This window comes from Phragmitibacter flavus, assembly GCF_005780165.1.
Taxonomy (GTDB): domain Bacteria; phylum Verrucomicrobiota; class Verrucomicrobiia; order Verrucomicrobiales; family Verrucomicrobiaceae; genus Phragmitibacter; species Phragmitibacter flavus.
The window spans coordinates 1-19,390 of sequence record NZ_VAUV01000029.1; the positions used below are offsets into that span (position 1 = coordinate 1).

Annotated in this window: 13 protein-coding genes; all 13 read left to right on the forward strand. The window is 61.0% G+C overall.

Annotation, left to right across the window (positions count from 1 at the left end; genetic code table 11):
• Positions 1–130 precede the first annotated feature (130 nt).
• On the forward strand, positions 131–1,213 hold the full coding sequence (locus FEM03_RS23570; RefSeq protein WP_138088815.1) for a right-handed parallel beta-helix repeat-containing protein: 1,083 nt from the start codon (positions 131–133) through the stop codon (positions 1,211–1,213).
• Between the two features lie 75 nt (positions 1,214–1,288).
• Positions 1,289–2,383, forward strand: coding sequence for an NHL domain-containing protein (locus tag FEM03_RS23575; protein ID WP_138088816.1), 1,095 nt, complete (start codon positions 1,289–1,291; stop codon positions 2,381–2,383).
• Positions 2,384–2,635: 252 nt separating this feature from the next.
• On the forward strand, positions 2,636–4,702 hold the full coding sequence (locus FEM03_RS25755; RefSeq protein WP_138088817.1) for a sensor histidine kinase: 2,067 nt from the start codon (positions 2,636–2,638) through the stop codon (positions 4,700–4,702).
• A 39-nt stretch (positions 4,703–4,741) separates the two neighbouring features.
• Positions 4,742–5,359: a response regulator gene (locus FEM03_RS23585; RefSeq protein WP_138088818.1), complete on the forward strand. Its 618-nt coding sequence runs from the start codon at positions 4,742–4,744 to the stop codon at positions 5,357–5,359.
• 85 nt (positions 5,360–5,444) lie between these two features.
• Entirely contained in the window at positions 5,445–8,060 is a 2,616-nt protein-coding gene (locus tag FEM03_RS23590; RefSeq protein ID WP_138088819.1) for a carbohydrate binding domain-containing protein, read from the forward strand.
• A gap of 140 nt (positions 8,061–8,200) precedes the next feature.
• A complete protein-coding gene (locus FEM03_RS25760; protein ID WP_138088820.1) occupies positions 8,201–8,887 on the forward strand; it encodes a PEP-CTERM sorting domain-containing protein in 687 nt (228 codons plus the stop codon).
• 34 nt (positions 8,888–8,921) lie between these two features.
• Positions 8,922–9,773: a LamG domain-containing protein gene (locus FEM03_RS23600; protein WP_138088821.1), complete on the forward strand. Its 852-nt coding sequence runs from the start codon at positions 8,922–8,924 to the stop codon at positions 9,771–9,773.
• Between the two features lie 96 nt (positions 9,774–9,869).
• Positions 9,870–10,703: a LamG domain-containing protein gene (locus FEM03_RS23605; protein ID WP_138088822.1), complete on the forward strand. Its 834-nt coding sequence runs from the start codon at positions 9,870–9,872 to the stop codon at positions 10,701–10,703.
• Between the two features lie 50 nt (positions 10,704–10,753).
• Positions 10,754–14,449, forward strand: coding sequence for a DUF1553 domain-containing protein (locus FEM03_RS23610; RefSeq protein WP_138088823.1), 3,696 nt, complete (start codon positions 10,754–10,756; stop codon positions 14,447–14,449).
• A gap of 195 nt (positions 14,450–14,644) precedes the next feature.
• Entirely contained in the window at positions 14,645–14,890 is a 246-nt protein-coding gene (locus tag FEM03_RS23615; RefSeq protein WP_138088824.1) for an addiction module protein, read from the forward strand.
• Between the two features lie 218 nt (positions 14,891–15,108).
• Complete coding sequence (locus FEM03_RS23620; protein WP_240772889.1) at positions 15,109–17,109, forward strand: FAD-dependent oxidoreductase; 2,001 nt, start codon at positions 15,109–15,111, stop codon at positions 17,107–17,109.
• Positions 17,110–17,183: 74 nt separating this feature from the next.
• Positions 17,184–18,089, forward strand: coding sequence for a LamG domain-containing protein (locus tag FEM03_RS23625; RefSeq protein ID WP_138088825.1), 906 nt, complete (start codon positions 17,184–17,186; stop codon positions 18,087–18,089).
• Positions 18,090–18,123: 34 nt separating this feature from the next.
• Positions 18,124–19,383, forward strand: coding sequence for a polysaccharide pyruvyl transferase family protein (locus FEM03_RS25445; protein ID WP_138088826.1), 1,260 nt, complete (start codon positions 18,124–18,126; stop codon positions 19,381–19,383).
• Positions 19,384–19,390 lie beyond the last annotated feature (7 nt).

The following is a 19,390-nucleotide window of genomic DNA, read 5'->3' on the forward strand; positions in this document are numbered from 1 at the left end:
CCAAGAACCAAGAACCAAGAACCAAGAACCAAGAACCAAGAACCAAGAACCAAGAACCAAGAACCAAGAACCAAGAACCAAGAACCAAGAACCAAGAACCAAGAACCAAGAACCAAGAACCAAGAACTCCATGAACCCCCTCCTCCGCTTCATAATCCTCCTCCTGCTCCCCCTCCCCCTACCCGCCACCGCCGCCCAAATCACCGTCCACAACCCCACCGAACTGCGCACCGCACTCACCACCCTCAAACCCGGCACCCACCTCAAAATCGCCCCCGGCGAATACCCCGGCGGCCATCATCTCAAAAACCTCCAAAACCTCACCATCGAAGCCCTCGATCCCCAAAACCCACCCCTCTTCAAGGACGGCAACACCGCCTGGCAATTCTCCCGCTGCGAAAACCTCACCCTTCGCCACCTGCACATCTCCGGACAAAAACTCAACGGCATCAATCTCGACGACGGCGGCCATCTCGACAAACCCGTCTCCGGCATCACCCTCGAACACCTTAAAATCAGCAACATCGGCCCACAAGGCAACCGCGACGCCATCAAATGCTCCGGCCTAACCAAACTCACCATCCGCCACTGCCACTTCAACGGATGGGGCGGCTCCGCCATCGACTTCGTCGGCTGCCATGACTCGCTCATCACCCACTGCCACTTTGAAGGCAAAGACGGCTACAGCGCCCACACCGGCATCCAGCTCAAAGGCGGCACCTCCGACATCACCATCGAACACAACCAATTCATCAACGGCGGCCAGCGCCCCATCAACGCCGGCGGCTCCACTGGCCTCGCCTACTTCCGGCCCCAAGGTGCCAAATACGAAGCCAAAAGCCTCATCATCCGCCACAACACCATCCAGGGCAGCCCCTGCGCCATCGCCTTCGTCGGTGTCGACGGTGCCCAATTCCACCACAACACCATCCTCTTCCCCACCCAGTGGCTGTTCCGCATCCTCCAGGAAACCACCGAACCCAACTTTGCCCCCTGCCGCAACGTCATCATCAAAAACAACCACTTCGTCTACCACCGCGCCAGCCTCCGCAGCGATATCAACATCGGCAGCGGCACCCAACCCGAAACCTTCCAGTTCGATGGCAACACCTGGATCGCCGAAGACCAGCCCCAAGCTTCTCAACCCAAACTTCCCACCCAAGAAAAAAACGCCACCTACGGGATCGACCCACGAAAAACCCCACGAAAGTAACTCCCAAAATCCTTGTCAATCCCATCCACTTCTGTCCTGCTACTCACAACCCGCCACCCGCCCGCCGCACTCCCCATGAAAAAAACATCCTCATTCTTCGCCGTCACTCTCACCCTCCTCGTCGGCCTAGCTCCCCTCACCCAACCCCACGCCCACGCCTTCGAACTCGTCATCGGCACCCCAAAAACCGAACCCGTCGTCACCCCCTTCTGCATCGACTTCGACGCCGCAGGCAACCTCTACGGCGTGGAGTTTGAAAACGGCCACCGCGTCTTCAAACTCGACCCCAGCGGCAACACCCTCACCTTCCTCGGCGGCCAAAAAGGCATCATCGCCCCCAAAGACGACAACGGCAAAGGCGACGGCGGACCCATCGCCGACGCGCTCTTCAGCGGCATGCACGACCTCGCCGTCACCAAGGCCGGCCAGGTCTACCTCGCCGACAGTTGGGTTGGCCGACTCCGTCACTACAACCCCACCACCGGCATCGTCACCACCGCCGCCGGCACCGGCAAAAAAGGCAACAGCGGCGACAACGGTCCTGCCACCCAAGCCGACATCAACCAGCTCTTCGCCTGCGCCCTCAGCCCCGACGAAACCAAACTCTATCTCGTCGACATCAGCAGCCTCCGCGTCCGCTACCTCGACCTCACCACCAACATCATCCACGCCTTCGCCGGCACCGGCAAAAAAGGCCAGCCCCAGGATGGCACCAAAGCCGTCGACCAACCCCTCATGAACCCTCGCGCCGTCGCCGTCGATCCCAACAACGGCACCGTCTACATCGTCGACCGCGACAACCACTCCCTCCTCCGCGTCACCCCCGACGGCATCATCACCACCGTCGTCAACGCCTCCGGCAAAAAAGGCGCCAGCGGCGACAACGGACCCGCCATCGACGCCACCCTCAACGGTCCCAAACACGCCATCGTCGACCACCAAGGCCGCGTCATCATTGCCGACGCCGAAAACCACACCATTCGCCGTTACGACCCCAAAACCGGCAACATCGAACTCCTCGCCGGCACCCCCAACCAAAAAGGCACCCTCCTTGAGAAAGACAAAGTCCAGCTCAACCGCCCCCACGGCCTCCGCCTCACCCGCGACGGCCAAACCCTCTACATCGTCGACAGCTACAACCACCGCATCCTTCGAACCGACTACAAATAGGAAACAAGATTCATCAAACCACAGATGGACACAGATAAACACAGATCAAAGCCATCGCCAAATCTGAGCTCATCTGTGTTCATCTGTGTCCATTTGCTTCGCTACGCTCACCCCTACGGGGCAGCCTGCGGCTGGCTGTCTCACTACGCTCGGCGGTGGTCAAAAAAAATCACACCGCTTCCTGTCCATTTCTCTCGCTACGCTCACCCCTACAGTGCAGCCCAATACGCTCGGCCGGGGTTAAAAAAATTCGTGTCCATTCGTGTCCATTCGTGGTTTTTCTTCCTCCTCCTCCTCTCTCCCCTCCAAGCCGCCGAGCCCCCCTTCGTCAAAGCCATCGACATCCGCTCGATGACCCCCACTGAAGCCGACCAAAACCGCGAGGTCCAGTTACGCGGCACCGTCATCTTCTCCGATGCCAACAACGCCGTTTTTCTCCAGGACGAAACCGCCGGCACCCTCTTCTGGCTCGAAAAAAACCAGCCCGCCCCCGCCCCCGGCGACGTCGTCGAAGTTCGCGGCACCACCCGCTACGGCCTCTACGTCCCCGGCATCGAAGAAACCACCTACCGCATCCTCAATCGCGGCGAAATGCCCGCCCCCATCGAAGCCACTTACGAAGACCTCCTCTCCGGCCGCTACCACTACCAATGGGTCAGCATTCAAGGGATCGTCCGCTCCATCCACACCGCCGTCACGACCGACATCAACCCCACCACGCTTCCCTCCAACGCCACCGCCAACGCCGCCAAACAACGCACCACCATGCGCGTCGCCATGGGCTCCCGCATTGTCGAAATCCGCCTCAACGACCCCCCTCCCAATTCCGACGAACTCATCGACAGCACCGTGCACATCACCGGCCTCGCCTCCGGTGCCATCAACGACCGCCGCCAGCTTCTCCAACCCTACCTTTGGCCCCACGACAGCAACGCCATCAAAATTCTCGAACCCGCACCCGATCCCACCCAGCTCCCCACCCTTCCTGCCACCGACCTCCTCACTTTCCGCCCCACCGGTCGCAGCACCGGCCACCGCGTCCGCATGTCCGGCACCATCCTCGCCGCCTTTCCCGACGGACGCCTCTTCCTCCGCGACGACACCGCCTCCTTCGCCGTCAACCTCGCCACCACTACCACCACCGACCCTCTCCATCCCGGCGAAAACATCGAAATCCTCGGCTTCCCCGAAATGGAACGCTTCAGCGCCGCCCTCGCCGACGCCCAACTCATCACCCGCACCCCCGGTCCCCCACCCCAGCCCATTCCCACCACCATCCGCGAACTCATGCGCGGCACCTACGACAACGACCTCATCACCCTCACCGCCGAAGTCACCGAAACTTATCAAAGCGAAAACGGCCCCATCCTCATTCTTCACACCAACGAACGCTCCCTGCGCGCCCAGCTTCCCCCCAACCACCCCATTCCCGCGCCACACAGCCGCATCCAGATCACCGGCATCTGCCTCGTCGAAAGCAGCAAACCCATCGCCTATCAGTCCCAACCCCAAACCCTCAGCCTCCACCCCCGCAACGCCGCCGACATCCTCATCCTCCAAACCCCCTCGGGGTGGCCCCAACCCCGCCTCACCATCGCCCTGATCGCCTTTGCCATTGCCACCCTCCTCGCCGCCCTGTGGATCCTCCTCCTGCGTCGTCAGGTCGAAAACCAAACCGCCGCCCTGCGCGACCGCATCGAGCACCAGGCCATGCTTGAAGAACGCCACCGCATCGCCCGCGAATTCCACGACACCCTCGAACAAGACCTCACCGGCCTCTCCCTCCAGCTCGGCGCCGCCGCCAGCGTCCCCACCGACCGCACCCCCACCCTCCTAGCGACGGCCCGCCACCTCGTCACCCGCATCCAGACCGAAACCCGCAACCTCCTCACCGACCTCCGCACTCCGCCGGACCAAGCCCTCCCTCTCGCCACCATCCTCCAAAACCTCGCCGAATCCCGCACCACCGAAAACGGCCCCACCATCGAAGTCCACACCGACGAAAACCTCCCCACCCTTCCTCCCCGCACCCTCCATCACCTGCGCATGATCGCCCAGGAATCATTGGCAAACGCCCTGCGCCACGCCAACGCCACCCTCATTCAAATCCACCTCACCAATCAGTCCGAGCCCGACCACCTCCTCCTCACCATCCGCGACAACGGAAAAGGTTTCGACCCCTCAGAAACCTGGGAAAAACCCGGCCACTACGGCTGCATGGGCATCCGCGAACGCGCCCGCAAACTCAACGCCACCGTCGAATGGCACAGCCAGCCCACCAAAGGCACCACCCTCGAACTCAAACTCCCTCGCAGCTAAAAAATCTTAGCCTTTATCCCTTATCCTTTATCCTTTCTTATGATCTCCATCATGCTCGTCGACGACCACTTCGTCGTTCGCAACGGCCTCGCCACCTCCCTCGAAATCGAGCCCGACCTCAAAGTCATCGCCACCAGCGATACCGGCGAAAACGCCGCCACCCTCTACCAGCAGCACCGCCCCACCGTTGTCCTCATGGACATGCAACTCCCCGGCATCAACGGCGCCGAAGCCACCGCCCTCATCCGCGATCTCGATCCCGACGCCCGCATCCTCATCTTCTCCACCTTCGCCCGCGACGAAGAAATCGTCGCCGCCCTCGACTCCGGTGCCTCCGGCTACCTGCAAAAAACCGCCACCCGCGAAGAACTCATCACCGCCCTGCGCCTCGTCGCCAGCGGCAATCGCTACCTCCCCTCCGACCTCGCCCAGCGCCTCACCCATCTACAAACCGGACCCACCATCACCCCCCGCGAACGCGAAATCATCGCCCTCGTCGCCCAAGGCTCCGCCAACAAAGAAATCGGAGCCCAACTCGGCATCTCTGAAGACACCGTCAAACAACACGTCAGCCGCATCCTCCAAAAACTCGGTGTCAAAGACCGCGCCCAAGCCACCGCCGAAGCCATCCGCCGCGGCATCGTCAAACTCGACTAATCATTCGTAGCAAGCAGCCGACGTGAGGAGGCTCTAACCATCCGCCCCACGCCCCACAAAAACCCACACCTCCGCACCCACCAAAATGCGCCTCCTCACTCTCTTCCTCATTTTCGCGGCCACCTCCTCCCTCCCCGCCCAATCCCCATCCCCATCCCCCTCCCTCACCGACCAAGGTTGGTTCCCCTTCACCATCTCCGCCTTCGACGACAAAACCCCCGCCGACCTCGACCTCTCCCACCTCAACCACACCCCTGCCGGCAAACACGGCTTCATCAAACCCAACGGCGAAACCCTCACCGACAACACCGGCAAACCCTGGCGCTATTTCGGCACCAACCTCACCGCCGACGCCTGCTTCCCCTCCAACGAAGAAGCCACCCAATTCGCCGCCCACCTCGCCAAAATCGGCATCAACCTCGTCCGCTTTCACTTCATGGACGAAAACTGGAGCGGCACCCAACTCATCCATCAAGACAACCAACCCGGCCTCCAACCCGAACCCCTCGCCCGACTCGACTTCTTCTTCGCCGAACTCAAAAAACGCGGCATCTACTCCAACTTCAACCTCCACGTCGGACGCCAATACCCCGACCAGCCTCCAGGTGCCCCCGACAAATCCAAAGGCATCGACAACATCTACCCACCCTACGTCGAAGCCCTCAAACAATACGCCCGCGACCTTCTCACCCACGTCAACCCCCACACCGGCCTCGCCTATCAAGACGACCCCGCCATCGCCATCGTCGAGGTGAACAACGAAAACACCCTCATGATGAACACCTGGTGGCCCGCCAAAATCACCGGCCCCATCCACGACAACATCGCCCAACAATGGACCGACTGGCTCCACAAAGCCCACAAAAACGACCTCAGCCTGCTCCGCGAAAAATGGGGCGTCCAACCCGCCACCCCCGCCCCCAACCTCGTCGAAAACGGCACCTTCCAACACAACGCCAGCGGCTGGTATCTCGACCAGCAAGGCGGCGCCGTCTCCACCCTCAGCCCCTCCTCCGAAGCCGACGCCATCCGCCTCACCGTCACCAAACCCGGCAGCGAAGAGTGGCACAACCAGCTCATCCGCAGCGTCCCCATCCAATCCGGCAAAACGTACCGCCTCACCTTTCGCGCCCGCTCCGACATCCCCAAAAAAATCTACACCAACACCCAGCAATCCGCCGCCCCCTTCGCCATGACCGGACTCTGGAAAGAACTCGCCCTCACTCCCGACTGGCAAACCTTCGAACTCCTCTTCACCGCCAAAGACGTCATCCCCGACAAAACCAACCTCATCTTCGGCCCCAACGGCCACACCGGCTGGATCGAACTCTCCGACATCCACCTCGCCGAACACAACGACGCCTACCTCCCCCCCACCACCACCTTCGAAACCGGCATCCCCCTCCCCACCGAAAACGCCAACGAACACGTCCGCTACGACTACTACCAGTTCCTCGCCGAAACCGAACTCAACTACGCCAAGGAAATGCACCGCTTCCTCAAGGAAGATCTCAATATCAAATGCCTCGTCACCCACTCCCACATCTTCTTCGGTGCCCTTTTCGGAGTCAGACGCGAAGCCCTCGTTAGCGACGTCGTCCACGCCAACGCTTACTGGCATCACCCCAATTTCCCCAAAGGCGACTGGAGCGACAAAGACTGGGAAATCAATCAGGAAACCCTTTCCCAAGACCCCACCGGCGGCATCCTTTCCGAACTCGCCGTTCAACGCCCGGTAGGAAAACCCTTCGCCATCACCGAATGGGACATTCCCGCCCCCATCGACACCCTCGCCGAAGGACTCCCCCTCCTTGCCGCCTTCGCCAACTTCCAAGGCTGGAGCGGACTCACCCTCTACACCTTCGCCCACAGCCGCGAAGACCTCCAAGCCCAGCACTACCACAGCTTCTTCAACTACCAGGGCCACCCCGCCAAACGCGCCGGCATCCCTTTCGCTGCTTTGCTCTTTCGCAATGGATCAGTCGATTTTGGACATGGCCGCACCACAATTCAAATACCCACCACCGCTCTCATTCTCGATATTGTCAAACACAACGGCAGCATCTGGTCCAATTGGCGCCGCTTCTACGAGAGGATGGGGCTTGATGGTTCACTCGCCTTGAAATCTCCGACAGCACTTGCCTTTAGTGAAATTCCCTTCACATCGCCCGACCTGCTCCGCCGTTTCATCACCCCCTCTCCCCAATCGTATTCCACCACCCCCATCACCTGGGGCAACAACGAGTCCAAAGTCGCCACCGTCATCAACGACCACGTCCTCTTCGCCACCGGCAACCTCCCTGGCAAAACCCACACCCTCGGCCCCATCCAGCTCAACGTCGCCCCAATGCCATCCGAGCCTGAACCCAATATTCCCCCCTTCGCCATCTTCGGCCTCATCCCCCTCGACGGCCAACCCATCGCCACCTCAAAAAAACTCCTCGGCCTCGCCCTCAGCCGCTCCGAAAACCAAAACATGCAATGGCGCACCGACCGCAAAACCGTCTCCAACCAATGGGGCTACGGCCCCTCCCTCGTCCTCGGTTACGAAGCCAAGGTCACGCTCCCCGGCAACGAATCCAACTGGACCATCCGCCCCCTCGACCCCACTGGCACCGCCCAAGCCCCCATCGCCCAAAACACCGACACCTGGCCCATCTCCCCCTCCCACAAAACCGTCTGGTGGCTCCTCGAACGCTAAAAAAGTAGAAGGCTCGTCCCGAGCCTTTCAACTCCAAGCCAAGGCTCGGGACGAGCCTTCTACCTTCCCCCCACGAAAGTGCGCATCATTTTAGTCTGGGCGAACCCAGCGGTTTGTAGTTCAATGAACTTCATCACGCCATGTTGAGCAAAGCATCCTACCTCCTCCCGCTCATCGCCTGCCAGATCCTGCTGGCCGGGTCCCTCAACGCCGCCACCATGCTCATTGACTTCGGCCTTGGCTCCCTCAGCGACACCACCGGAAAAGGCCCCACCACCGGACTCGCGCAAACCTGGAACAACTACACCGACACCTCCGGTGCCACCAACCTTGCTCTCGTCGACACCTCCAATCTCAGCACCGCCATTATTCTCTCCACCAGCGGCAGCTTCAACGTTCTCAACGAAGCCGCCAACCCCATCGGTGCCCCCTATCCCAACATCGCAGCAGGCGACGCCTTCTTCAACAACCCCGCCCGAACCCTCACCTTCTCCGGACTCGACCCCCTTCTCACCTACAACATCACCGTTTACGGATACGCGAATCGCTCCGATTCCCGACTTACCAACGTCAACATCAACGGCGTCATCCAATCCTACGAACCCTCCAACACCTCCACCGGCAACCTCGACGGCGGCTTCGTCACCTTCACCGGCCTCGTCCCCAACGCCTCCAACCAAATTGCCCTCACCCTCACCACCTCCACCGGCAACTACATCCTCAACGTCATTGAGCTCACCTCCGTCCCCGAACCCTCCCGCGCGCTGCTCCTCACCACCGGCCTGCTTCTCAGCTTCCGCCGCCATCGCCACCGACCCAGGCAGTAACACGAACTCGCAAACCTGCCTCAACCACCCATCGATGAACCCGCTCCACCTCCTTCCTGCGGCCCTGATCACCCTGGTCCTGCTCAGCAGCACCCAGGCCGCCACGGTCGCCCACTGGCGATTTGAAGGCGACACCACCACCTGGCTTCAAGACTCCAGCAGCAACGCGCATCACCTTTCAAATACCAACAGCACCTCCACCCAGCTTCTCCTGCCCGCCACGGGCGATGGCTCCTCCTTCGCCAATCCCATCCCCCAGTCCGGACTTCCCAACCTGTCCGCCACTTCTTTCACCGGTTCCGGATCGGGCATCATGGCCACCGCCGGCAGTTCCTCCTGGACCTCAAACACCTTCACCATTGAGGCCATGGTCAACATCAGCAACACCACTGGCCTGAAAACCATCGTCGGCCACCTCTCCCAAACCCTCGGACGCAGCTGGTTGCTCGGGATCCAAAACAACCAGCTCTCCATCCTGCTCGGCGATGGTGCCAGCGCCACGGAAACCTATCACACCCCCTCATCCCCCAACTTCACCCTCGCCCTCGACAAGGACTACTACGTCGCCGTCGCCGTCAATCTCAATGCCGTCAACGCCTCTGAACGCCTCACCTTCTACATTCAGAACCTCACCGACGACGGCCCCCTCATTTCCACCCTCTTCACTTCCCTCTTCACCTCCCTCGAAGGATCAACCGACGGCCTCGCCATTGGCTCCACGGGCCACGCCTCCTCGCGATTCACCGGCCTCATCGACGAAGTCCGCTTCTCCAACACCACGCTCTCCGCCAGCCAGCTCCTCGTCCCCGAACCCTCCCGCGCCCTCCTCCTCAGCCTGGGTGCCGCCCTTTTCATCACCAATCGCCGCCGCAATCTCAGTCCTTAGCCTTTATCCTTTATCCTTTATCCTTTTAAAGCCCCCCACGAAAGTGAGCCCCACGAGCCTCGTCAAACCGTCGCGAACCTGCGTCAATGACTGGTGATGAACCCGGTCCACCTTCTGCCTGCGGCTCTAATTAGCCTGATTCTCCTCAGTTCCGCCCAAGCCGCCACGGTGGCCCACTGGCGTTTCGAAGGTGACAGCAGCACTTGGCTTCTGGACTCCAGCGGCAATGGCAATCACCTCACCAACGGCGGCAACGGAACTTCTTACGTCCTCCCCACCAGTGGTGCAGGCTCTGCATTTTCCGATCCCATTCCTCAAACCGGCACCCCCAACCTCAGAGCCCTCAGCTTCATCGGCGGCGGCACCGGCCTGCTCCGTGCACCAGACAGTCCCGCTTGGACCACCCCGACCTTCACCATTGAGGCCCAAATCAATCTGAACGCGGTCGGCGCCCTTCAATCCATCGCCGGCCACTTTTCAGGTGCCTCCGACCCCCTCACCCGCGCCCTGCTCTTTCATGTCAATAGCAGCAACAATCTGAGCGTCATCATCAACAACAACACCTTCTCCTCGACCTTGAATCTCAGCGCTGGAACCGACTATTTCGTGGCTCTTGCCGTCGATCTGACCGCCCCGGAATCCCAGCGCCTCACCTTCTATCTTCAAGATCTGACCAACGGCGGAACCCTCCAGCAAAGCGTCCGATCAGCCAACGTCACCTCCGTCAACAACACCACCGCCGACTTCTCCATCGGCAGCACCGGCAATCCCAGTTCCCCCTTCAACGGCCTCATCGACGAAGTCCGCTTCTCCAACAGCACTCTCACCGCCAATCAACTCCTCATCGCCCCCGAACCCTCCCGCTCCCTCTTCCTCTGCCTGGGCCTCGGCCTCGTCTTCACCCATCGCCGCCGCAACTCACTAAAGTGAGATGGTCGCCTCGCGCAAAACATGAGAATATCCACGTTCTTATCTCTGCCATGCGTCTCCTCACCGTCCTCTTCCTAACCCTCGCGGCCCCGCTTCTTTCTGCCAGCGAACCCGCACCCGTCGCCTCTTGGAATTTCGACGACACCAGCAAAGACACCCCCGGCACCTGGCTTAACCCCAAAAAGCCCGCCGCCACCACCACCGGTCCCCGCTCCCCCCGCTACGCCAACTTCCCCGAGAAAAACACCGCCCTCACCTTCCCCGGCAAAGGCACCGACACCTCCCTCATCATCAAAGACAACGGCCCCGACGGCCCCCAGAGCCTCCAGTTCAAAAAAGGCGACCCCATCACCCTCGAAGCCTGGATCAAACCCAGCCCCCAACTCAACGGCGAAGCCTACATCATCGCCAAAGGGCGCCACTCCCAAAAAGGCTTCCACTCCATGAACCAAAACTACGGCCTGCGCGTCAAAAACGGCGACAAAGGCGTCCGCATCGGCTTCATCTTCTCCAGCCACGACGGCAACAACAAAAATCCCCAGTGGCACGTCTGGTGGAGCGACGACAAAGCTTACGAAGCCTCCTCCGCCTGGCACCACATCGCCATCACCTACACCTTCGGCGTCGCCGACAGCCTCAAAGGTTACATCGACGGCAAACTCACCACCGGCACCTGGACCTTTGCCGGTCCCACCGACCGCGCCCCCGTCACCGACACCGACGACCTCAAAATCGGCACCGCCCTCGAAGGCAAACCCGGCAACTCCTACAACGGCGACCTCGACGCCGTCGCCATCCAACGCGCCATCATCCCTCCCGCCGACATCCAAGCCCGTTACGCCTTCACCCCCGCCCCGCCCCCGGTTGTCGACACCGACCTCATCCCCGGCAAAGTCCTTGTCCAGATCGCCGAAGAAAATGTCCCCGCCTCCCGTGCCTGGCCCGAAGACAACCCCACCGTCGCCACCACCTACACCGAAGACGTCTTCGGCTTTTTCGAAATCCCCCACAAATACATCTCCACCGGCATCCGCGCCGACCGCTCCCCCGCCCTCGTCCGCGCCACCGCCAAGGTCGACCTCCCCGCTGGCAAACATCGCCTCCTCCTCCGCGCCCGAGGCGGTGCCCGACTCTACATCGACGGCCAGCAAACCCTCACCACCCCGTTTCCCAAAGGCGACACCGGTGGCCACGGCGTCGTAGCCGACCAAGACACCTACCTCAACCTCGGACCCGACTTCCGCTTCGCCCCTCCCGGCAACCGCGAATCCACCATCACCTTCGAATCCAAAGGCGGCCAGCACCTCGTCCTCCTCGAAACCATCATCGGCTCCTCCGGACAACGCCCCGAACTCGGCGAAACCGTCATCGCCATCTCCCCCGAAGGCTCCCAACACTGGCACCTCCTCAGCCCCGGCGACCGCCGCGTCCCCTATACCGACGCCGGTTGGGCCGCTTATGAAGCCGAACGCCGCCCGCGCATCGAAGCCATGAACACCGCCGAACGCAACCGCGTCCGTGCCCAACAAAATCCCTACTGGGAAAAACGCCGCGCCGCCGCCGCTGCCTGGCTCGCCTCCACCAAAGATCAGCAACCCGCCGTTCCCGCCCTGCCTTCCGGCTACACCGCCAACAACCCCATCGACCACTTCATCGCCGCCCGCATCGCCGACGTCGCCCTTGCCTACCAGGCCATCCCCAGCGGTGGCGTCGACTTCCATCGCGAAGTTCAGCCCATCCTCGAAACCAAATGTTTCTCCTGCCATCAAGGCGGAAAAGTCAAAGGCGGACTCTGGCTCGACAGCCTCAAAGGCCTCCTCACTGGCGGCGACGAAGAAGGACCCGCCATCATCAAAGGCAAACCCGCCGACAGCCCCCTCATCCACCGCATCACCACCGACGACGACAACCTCATCATGCCTCCCAAAGGCGACCGCCTCACCGCCGATGAAGTCGCCATCCTCGAAAAATGGATCGCCCAAGGTGCCTCCTGGCCCGAATTCAAAGTCGCCAACCTCAAACCCACCGACCTCAGCACCGACCTTCACTTCCTCCGCCGCGTCACCCTCGACACCACCGGCGTCGTCCCCAGCGAAGCCGAAGTCAACGCCTTCCTCGCCGACACCTCCAAAGACAAACGCGCCAAGGTCATCGACCGCCTCCTCGCCGACCCGCGCTGGGCCGACCACTGGGTCAGCTACTGGCAGGACGTCCTCGCCGAGAACCCCAACATCATCAACCCCACCCTCAACAACACCGGTCCCTTCCGCTGGTGGATCTACGAATCCCTTCTCGACAACAAACCCATCGACCTCTTCGCCACCGAGTTGATCCGCCTCGAAGGCTCCAACCGTTACGGCGGCCCCAACGGCTTCGGCACCGCCACCCAAAACGACGCCCCCATGGCCGAAAAAGGTGCCATCGTCGCCTCCGCCTTCCTCGGTGTCGAAATGAAATGCGCCCGCTGCCACGACGCCCCCGCCCACATTTCCCTCCAAAAAGACCTCTTCCAGCTCGCCGCCATGCTCAGCCAGGAAAGCGTCAAAGTCCCCACCACCAGCAGCGTCCCCATGGACAAATTGCATGAAGGCGGCCGCAAACCGCTCATCAAAGTCACCCTCGCCCCCGGCTCCATTGTCGAACCCGACTGGCCATTCACCCGCTACGCCGACCCCAAAATCGCCGACCAACTCGTTGCCGAACCCGACAACACCCGCGACCGCCTCGCCGCCCTCGTCACCGCTCCTCAAAACGAACGTTTTGCCCAAGTCATCGTCAACCGACTCTGGCAGCGCCTGATGGGACGCGGCCTCGTCGACAACGTCGCCGACTGGGAAAAAGGCGGCCCCACCCATCCCGAACTGCTCACCTGGCTCGCCCGCGACTTCGTCCGCAACGGCTACGACCTCAAGTCCACCGCCCGACTCATCCTCAACACCCACGCCTACCAGCGCGCCACCGACCCCACCCTCAACACCCCCAGCCCCCTCCACATCGCCCCCGCGCCCCGCCGGCTCAACGCCGAACAAATCGTCGACTCCCTCTTCGCCGCCACCGGCAAACCCTTCAACGTGGAAGAAGTCAGCCTCGACCTCGACGGCAACCGCTCCGACAAAAACTCCATCACATTAGGAAAGCCCAACCGTTCCTGGATGCTTGCCAGCACCTCCAACGAACGCGACCGCCCCAGCCTCACCCTTCCACGACTCCAGGCCGTCGCCACCGTCCTCGAAGCCTTCGGCTGGCGCGGCGCAAGGCAGGACCCCATCAGCATCCGCGACAGCGCCCCCAACACCCTGCAACCCGCCATCCTTTCCAACGGCACCATGGGTTACTGGCTCACCACCCTCAGCGACGACCACGGCATCACCCAGCTCGCCCTGGAAGACCAGCCTCTCGACAAATTCATCAACCGTCTCTACCTCCGTCTTCTCACCCGCGAACCCACCGCCCAGGAACTCGCCTCCACCCGCGACCTCCTCCAGCCCGGCTACGACAAACGCAGCATGGTTCCAGTCGCCAAAACCAAAGAAACCGTGACCAGCACCGGCGAACGTAAACGCCCCTACTACTTCACCTGGTCCAACCATCTCGACGGCATCGCCAACACCCTTGGTGTCGAAGCCGAAGAACGCGCCCGCCAAGGCGATCCTCCTACCGAAAAACTCAACGCCGAATGGCGTCAGCGCCTCGAAGACCTCCTCTGGAGCCTCCTCAACCGCCCCGAGTGGCTCTTCAGCTCATAGCCGACCGTGACACAGGCTTGCAGCCTGTAGGTGTGGCAGGCATTTTGCCTGCCCGGGTCGGGAGCTTCAGCGCGGAGCCTTCACTCAGGCCTCCATCTTGTCCCTCCCAGCAGGCGTCCTTCCCTGCGATCTCCCGTTCCCCGTCCGCCCCGATCCCCCATTTGACAACCCCCATCCCGCCCCCGAAACTCCCCCATGACCGCGACCGTTGAAACCCTCCTTCAACAGGCCCTCACCCTGTCCTATGATGAACGCGCCCTCCTGGCCGACCAGCTCTGGGAAAGCCTCCATCCCGACCCACCGCTCAGCGACGAACTCAAAACCACCCTCGATCGTCGCTGGGAAGAAATCGAAAATGGCACCGTGAAGTGCGAAGACGCTTTTGTTGCCTTGGATCGTTTGGAGAAAGAGCTGCATGAAAGACTTGGAGCAGCATCCTGAACTCCACCCCACGATAGATAAAATCAAGCCATGTCATGTCCTGTAGGGACATCTCATAGCAGCCCGGCACAGTGTGCCGGGTATCCGATCGCACAACCCCGCGTCCTGTCAGGACGCCTCATGCACCCGTCGCATCTCAAACTCCAACATCACCCCCCCTGCGAAAGACCATCTCGACATCCATCGTAGCCTTCTGTTACACCTTAACGATGTTTGCCATGATGAAGAAACTCTTCCGCTTCCTCCCCGCAGCCCTTTGCCTGCCTCTCCTCCCCCTCCTCCTCAGTGCCGCCCCCGCCACCCCCAACCCCGGCCTCAAATACTACTATCCCGTCCCTGCTGCTGATCCCGCGCTCACCATCGAAGCCGATATCTGCGTCTACGGCGGAACCCCAGGCGGAGTCGCCGCCGCCGTCCAATCCGCCCGCATGGGCAAAAAGGCAGTCCTCATCGTCTTCCGCCGCCACGTCGGCGGCATGACCTCCGGCGGACTCACCGCCACCGACATCGGCAACCGCAAAGCCATCGGCGGATTCGCCAACGAAGTCTACGCCCACATAGGCAAAACCTCCGGCTTCAAACCCTCCCAGGCCGAAGATGCCTTCATCCACTTCCTCCAACAAGCCGGCGTCACCGTCTACTACGAACACCGCCTCAAAGACGTCATCAAAGAGGGCAACCGCATCACCACCCTCACCTTCGAAAATGGCAACAGCGCCAAAGCCAAAATGTTCGTCGACGCCACTTATGAAGGCGACCTCTTCGCCAAAGCCGGCGTCTCCTTCCACGTTGGTCGCGAAGCCAACGCCACCTACAACGAAACCATCAACGGCATCCAGTTCCGCAACGCCCACAACTTCAATATTCCCGTCGACCCCTACCACACCCCCGGCGCCCCCAACAGCGGACTCCTTCCCACCATCTCCTCCGCCGACCCCGGCAAACCCGGCGAAGGCGACACAAAAATTCAGGCCTACAATTTCCGCTTCAACCTCTCCAACGCCGGAACCCGCATCCCCTTCCCCAAACCCGAAGGCTACGATCGCAACCGCTACCTCGTCTACCTCCGCTACGCGCAGGCCAGCACCACCAAACCCATCATCCCCTTCCAACTCCACAACGGCGACTGCAACAACACCGGCGGCTTCTCCACCGACCACATCGGCGCCAACTACGCCTGGCCAGAAGGCGACTACACCACCCGCGAAAAAATCTTCCAGGACCACGTCAACTACCAGCAAGGCCTCGCCTGGTTCGCCGCCCACGACCCTGAAGTCCCCGACAACATCCGCGCCCTCGTCAACCAATACGGACTCCTCAACGGTGAATTCCCCGAAACCAACGGCTGGCCCCACGAACTTTATGTCCGCGAAGGCCGACGCATGATCTCCGACTACGTCATGACCGAACACGAGTGCACCAGCCAGAAAATCCCCGAAGACCCCATCGGCCTCGCCGCCTACACCATGGACTCCCACAACTGCCAGCGGGTTGTCATCGACGGCAAAATCCGCAACGAAGGCGACGTCCAGGTCCGCGTCCCCCAACCCTACTCCATCAGCTACCGCAGCATCATCCCCAAAGAAGCCGAATGCTCCAACCTCCTCGTCAGCGTTTGCCTCTCCTCCAGCCACATCGCCTACGGCTCCATCCGCATGGAGCCCGTCTTCATGATCCTCGGCCAGTCCGCCGCCACTGCCGCCAGCATGGCCATTGACGAAAATACTTCCGTCCAAAAAGTCGCCTATCCCCAACTTAAAAAACGCCTTCTCGCCGACAGCCAAATCCTCACTTGGGAAGGCGGCCCCACCCGCACCGTCATCGCCGACACCATCCCCAAAGGCATCGAAGTCAACTACACCCAGGCCAGCAAAACCGGCGACTGGATCGAATCCGCCTCGGGCAACTACCTCCACGACAACGACGAAGCCAAAGGCACCAAAACCATCACCTTCACCCCCGACCTGCCCGCCGACGGCAACTACGACATCTACCTCCGCTGGCTCAAACACGGCAACCGCGCCACCAACGTCCCCATCGAACTCCAATACCCCAACGACAGCAGATCCCTCACCATCAACCAACGCACCCAGGGCGGCTGGATTAAAATCACCAACGGCACCTTCAAAGCCGGCAAACAAACCACCCTCACCATCACCACCAAAGACACCAATGGCCACGTCGTCGCCGATGCCATCCGCTTCGTCCCGGTGCAGTGAAGCCCCATTCACAACCTTCACCAGAAACCCCCTCCCCATTTGCCGAGCCAAAAGATGCTGACACCATCTTCCACATGCTCTACTCTCTCAGCATGAAGACTTTACCGCAGCCACTTCGAATCGCAGTGCAAATGCTTTTCGTCGGCGTATTCTGCCCATCCCTTCCCGCAGCCACCCTCATCTACTACAACAGCGCGACCAGCGGCAATTCCGTGACCAATCTCGGAACTCTCGGAGCTGCGGGCAACGGCACCATCACCACCGCCGGCACAGGTTCCGTCACCACTGTCGCCACCGGCGGCCCTTCAGGTGCCGGCGACGCTTTTCTCAACCTCAGCAGCACCACCTTGAATGGTGGCTGGGTCACCGCGCCTGCCAACCTGCTGCCGAATTTTCGCAACAACAACTGGTCCGTCAGTGGCTTCTTCAACCGTCCGGCCAACACCAACTCCAGCGACGTCATCCTCCACTTCGGCAGCGGCGACACCTTCGGCAGCGAAAACGAGCTCTACCTCTACGGCCAGTCAGGCAACAACAACGTCCGGCTCGAACATTTCCCCGGCAATGGGCTCGGAAGCCTCCAGTCCAGCCTCGCCCTGAACACCTGGCACAGCTATGCCATCACCTTCACCGCCTCCGGACTCAATGACGGAACCGGCACCCTTGCCCTCTATCTCAACGGCAACGCCGTGGGGTCCAGCAGCAACTTCAACCTCAGCACCGGCGGCAGTGGTGACGGGGGTGTTGCCCAAACCCTGCAAATCGGCGGCATCGGCTATGCCTCCAACAGTGGCAGTGCCGACCGCGCCCTCACCGGAGGCATCGATGAATTCGCGGTTTACGATCTCGTCCTCAACAGCACCGAAGTCGCCGCCCTGCACAACCGCACCATCACCCCCCTCGACGTCATTCCAGAACCCAGCCGCGTCCTGCTGATCCTGGTTGCCGCCATGGGATGGTTGTCCATCCGTCGTCGTTAAAGCCTCGCAAGCTTTTACCCTTCATCCCTTCGCCATGAATCGCCGCCAATTCATCCACACCACCGCCATCGCCAGCCTGGCCAGTTCCCTCGCCGCCATCCCCGCCGTCGCGCAAGGCAAACGCAAACCCCGCATCCTCCTGCGCAACGGCTGGCAAAGCATCAACATCGGCGACATCGCCCATTACCTCGGCATGATGGAGCTCATCAAAGCCCACGGCATCGACGCCGACGTCCGCTTCTGGTCCAGCAACATGGAGAACGGTGCCGACACCCTCTTCCAAAAAGAATTTCCCGAAGTCCCCTTCTTCCTCAACGACAAGGAAAAAATCGCCACCGCTTTCGAAGAATGCGACTTCCTCCTTCACGGCTCCGGCTCCGGCTTCGTCGCTTATAAAGACACCATGCGCTGGCACAAAGAAACCGGCAAACCGTTTGGCATCATCGGCATCTCACTCACCACCATCAACGACGACGTCATCAACACCCTTAAACAGGCCGATTTCGTTTATTTCCGCGACGGCGTGTCCGCCCAAAAAGCCCTCGACCTCGGCGTCCCATCCCCACCCCATATGGGCTGGGGACCCGACACCGCCTTCGGTGTCGTCAAACTTCGCGACGACGAAAAAGCCCTCGCCTTCATGAAGGAAAACAACCTCGAAGAAGGCAAATTCCTCTGCTGCATCCCCCGCTACCGCTGGACCCCGTTCTGGCTCGTCAAAAAAGGCCGCCCCTTCGAACAATTCAAACAAGACCGCAACGACGAAAAGAAAGAAGCCGACCACGCCCCCTATCGCGAAGCCATCATCCAGGTCACCCGCCAGACCGACATGAAAGTTCTCATCACTTGCGAGGACCAAACCCAAATCCCCCTCGGCAAGGAAATGATCTACGACCCCCTTCCCGACGACGTGAAAAAGAAAGTCGTCTGGCGCGATAACTACTGGCTCACCGACGAAGCCCTCAGCGTCTACGTCCGCAGCGCCGGTCTCTTCGGCAATGAAATGCACAGCCCCATCATGTGCATCGCCAACGGCATCCCCGCCACCGTCGGTCGCTGGGACGAACAAACCAACAAAGGGTTTATGTGGCGTGACATCGGCCTCGATGAATGGCTCTTCACCATGGACGATGAAGCCCGTGTCGCCAAAATCCCCGAGACCATCCTTGCCATCGCCAAAGATCCCGCCGCCGCCAAAGCCAAAGCACTCAAAGCCCGCGACATCGTCCTGGAGAAGCAAAAAGAGCAGTTCGACAATCTCAAAAAATCTCTCACCACCCTCGCCCTCAAGTAAGTTCAAT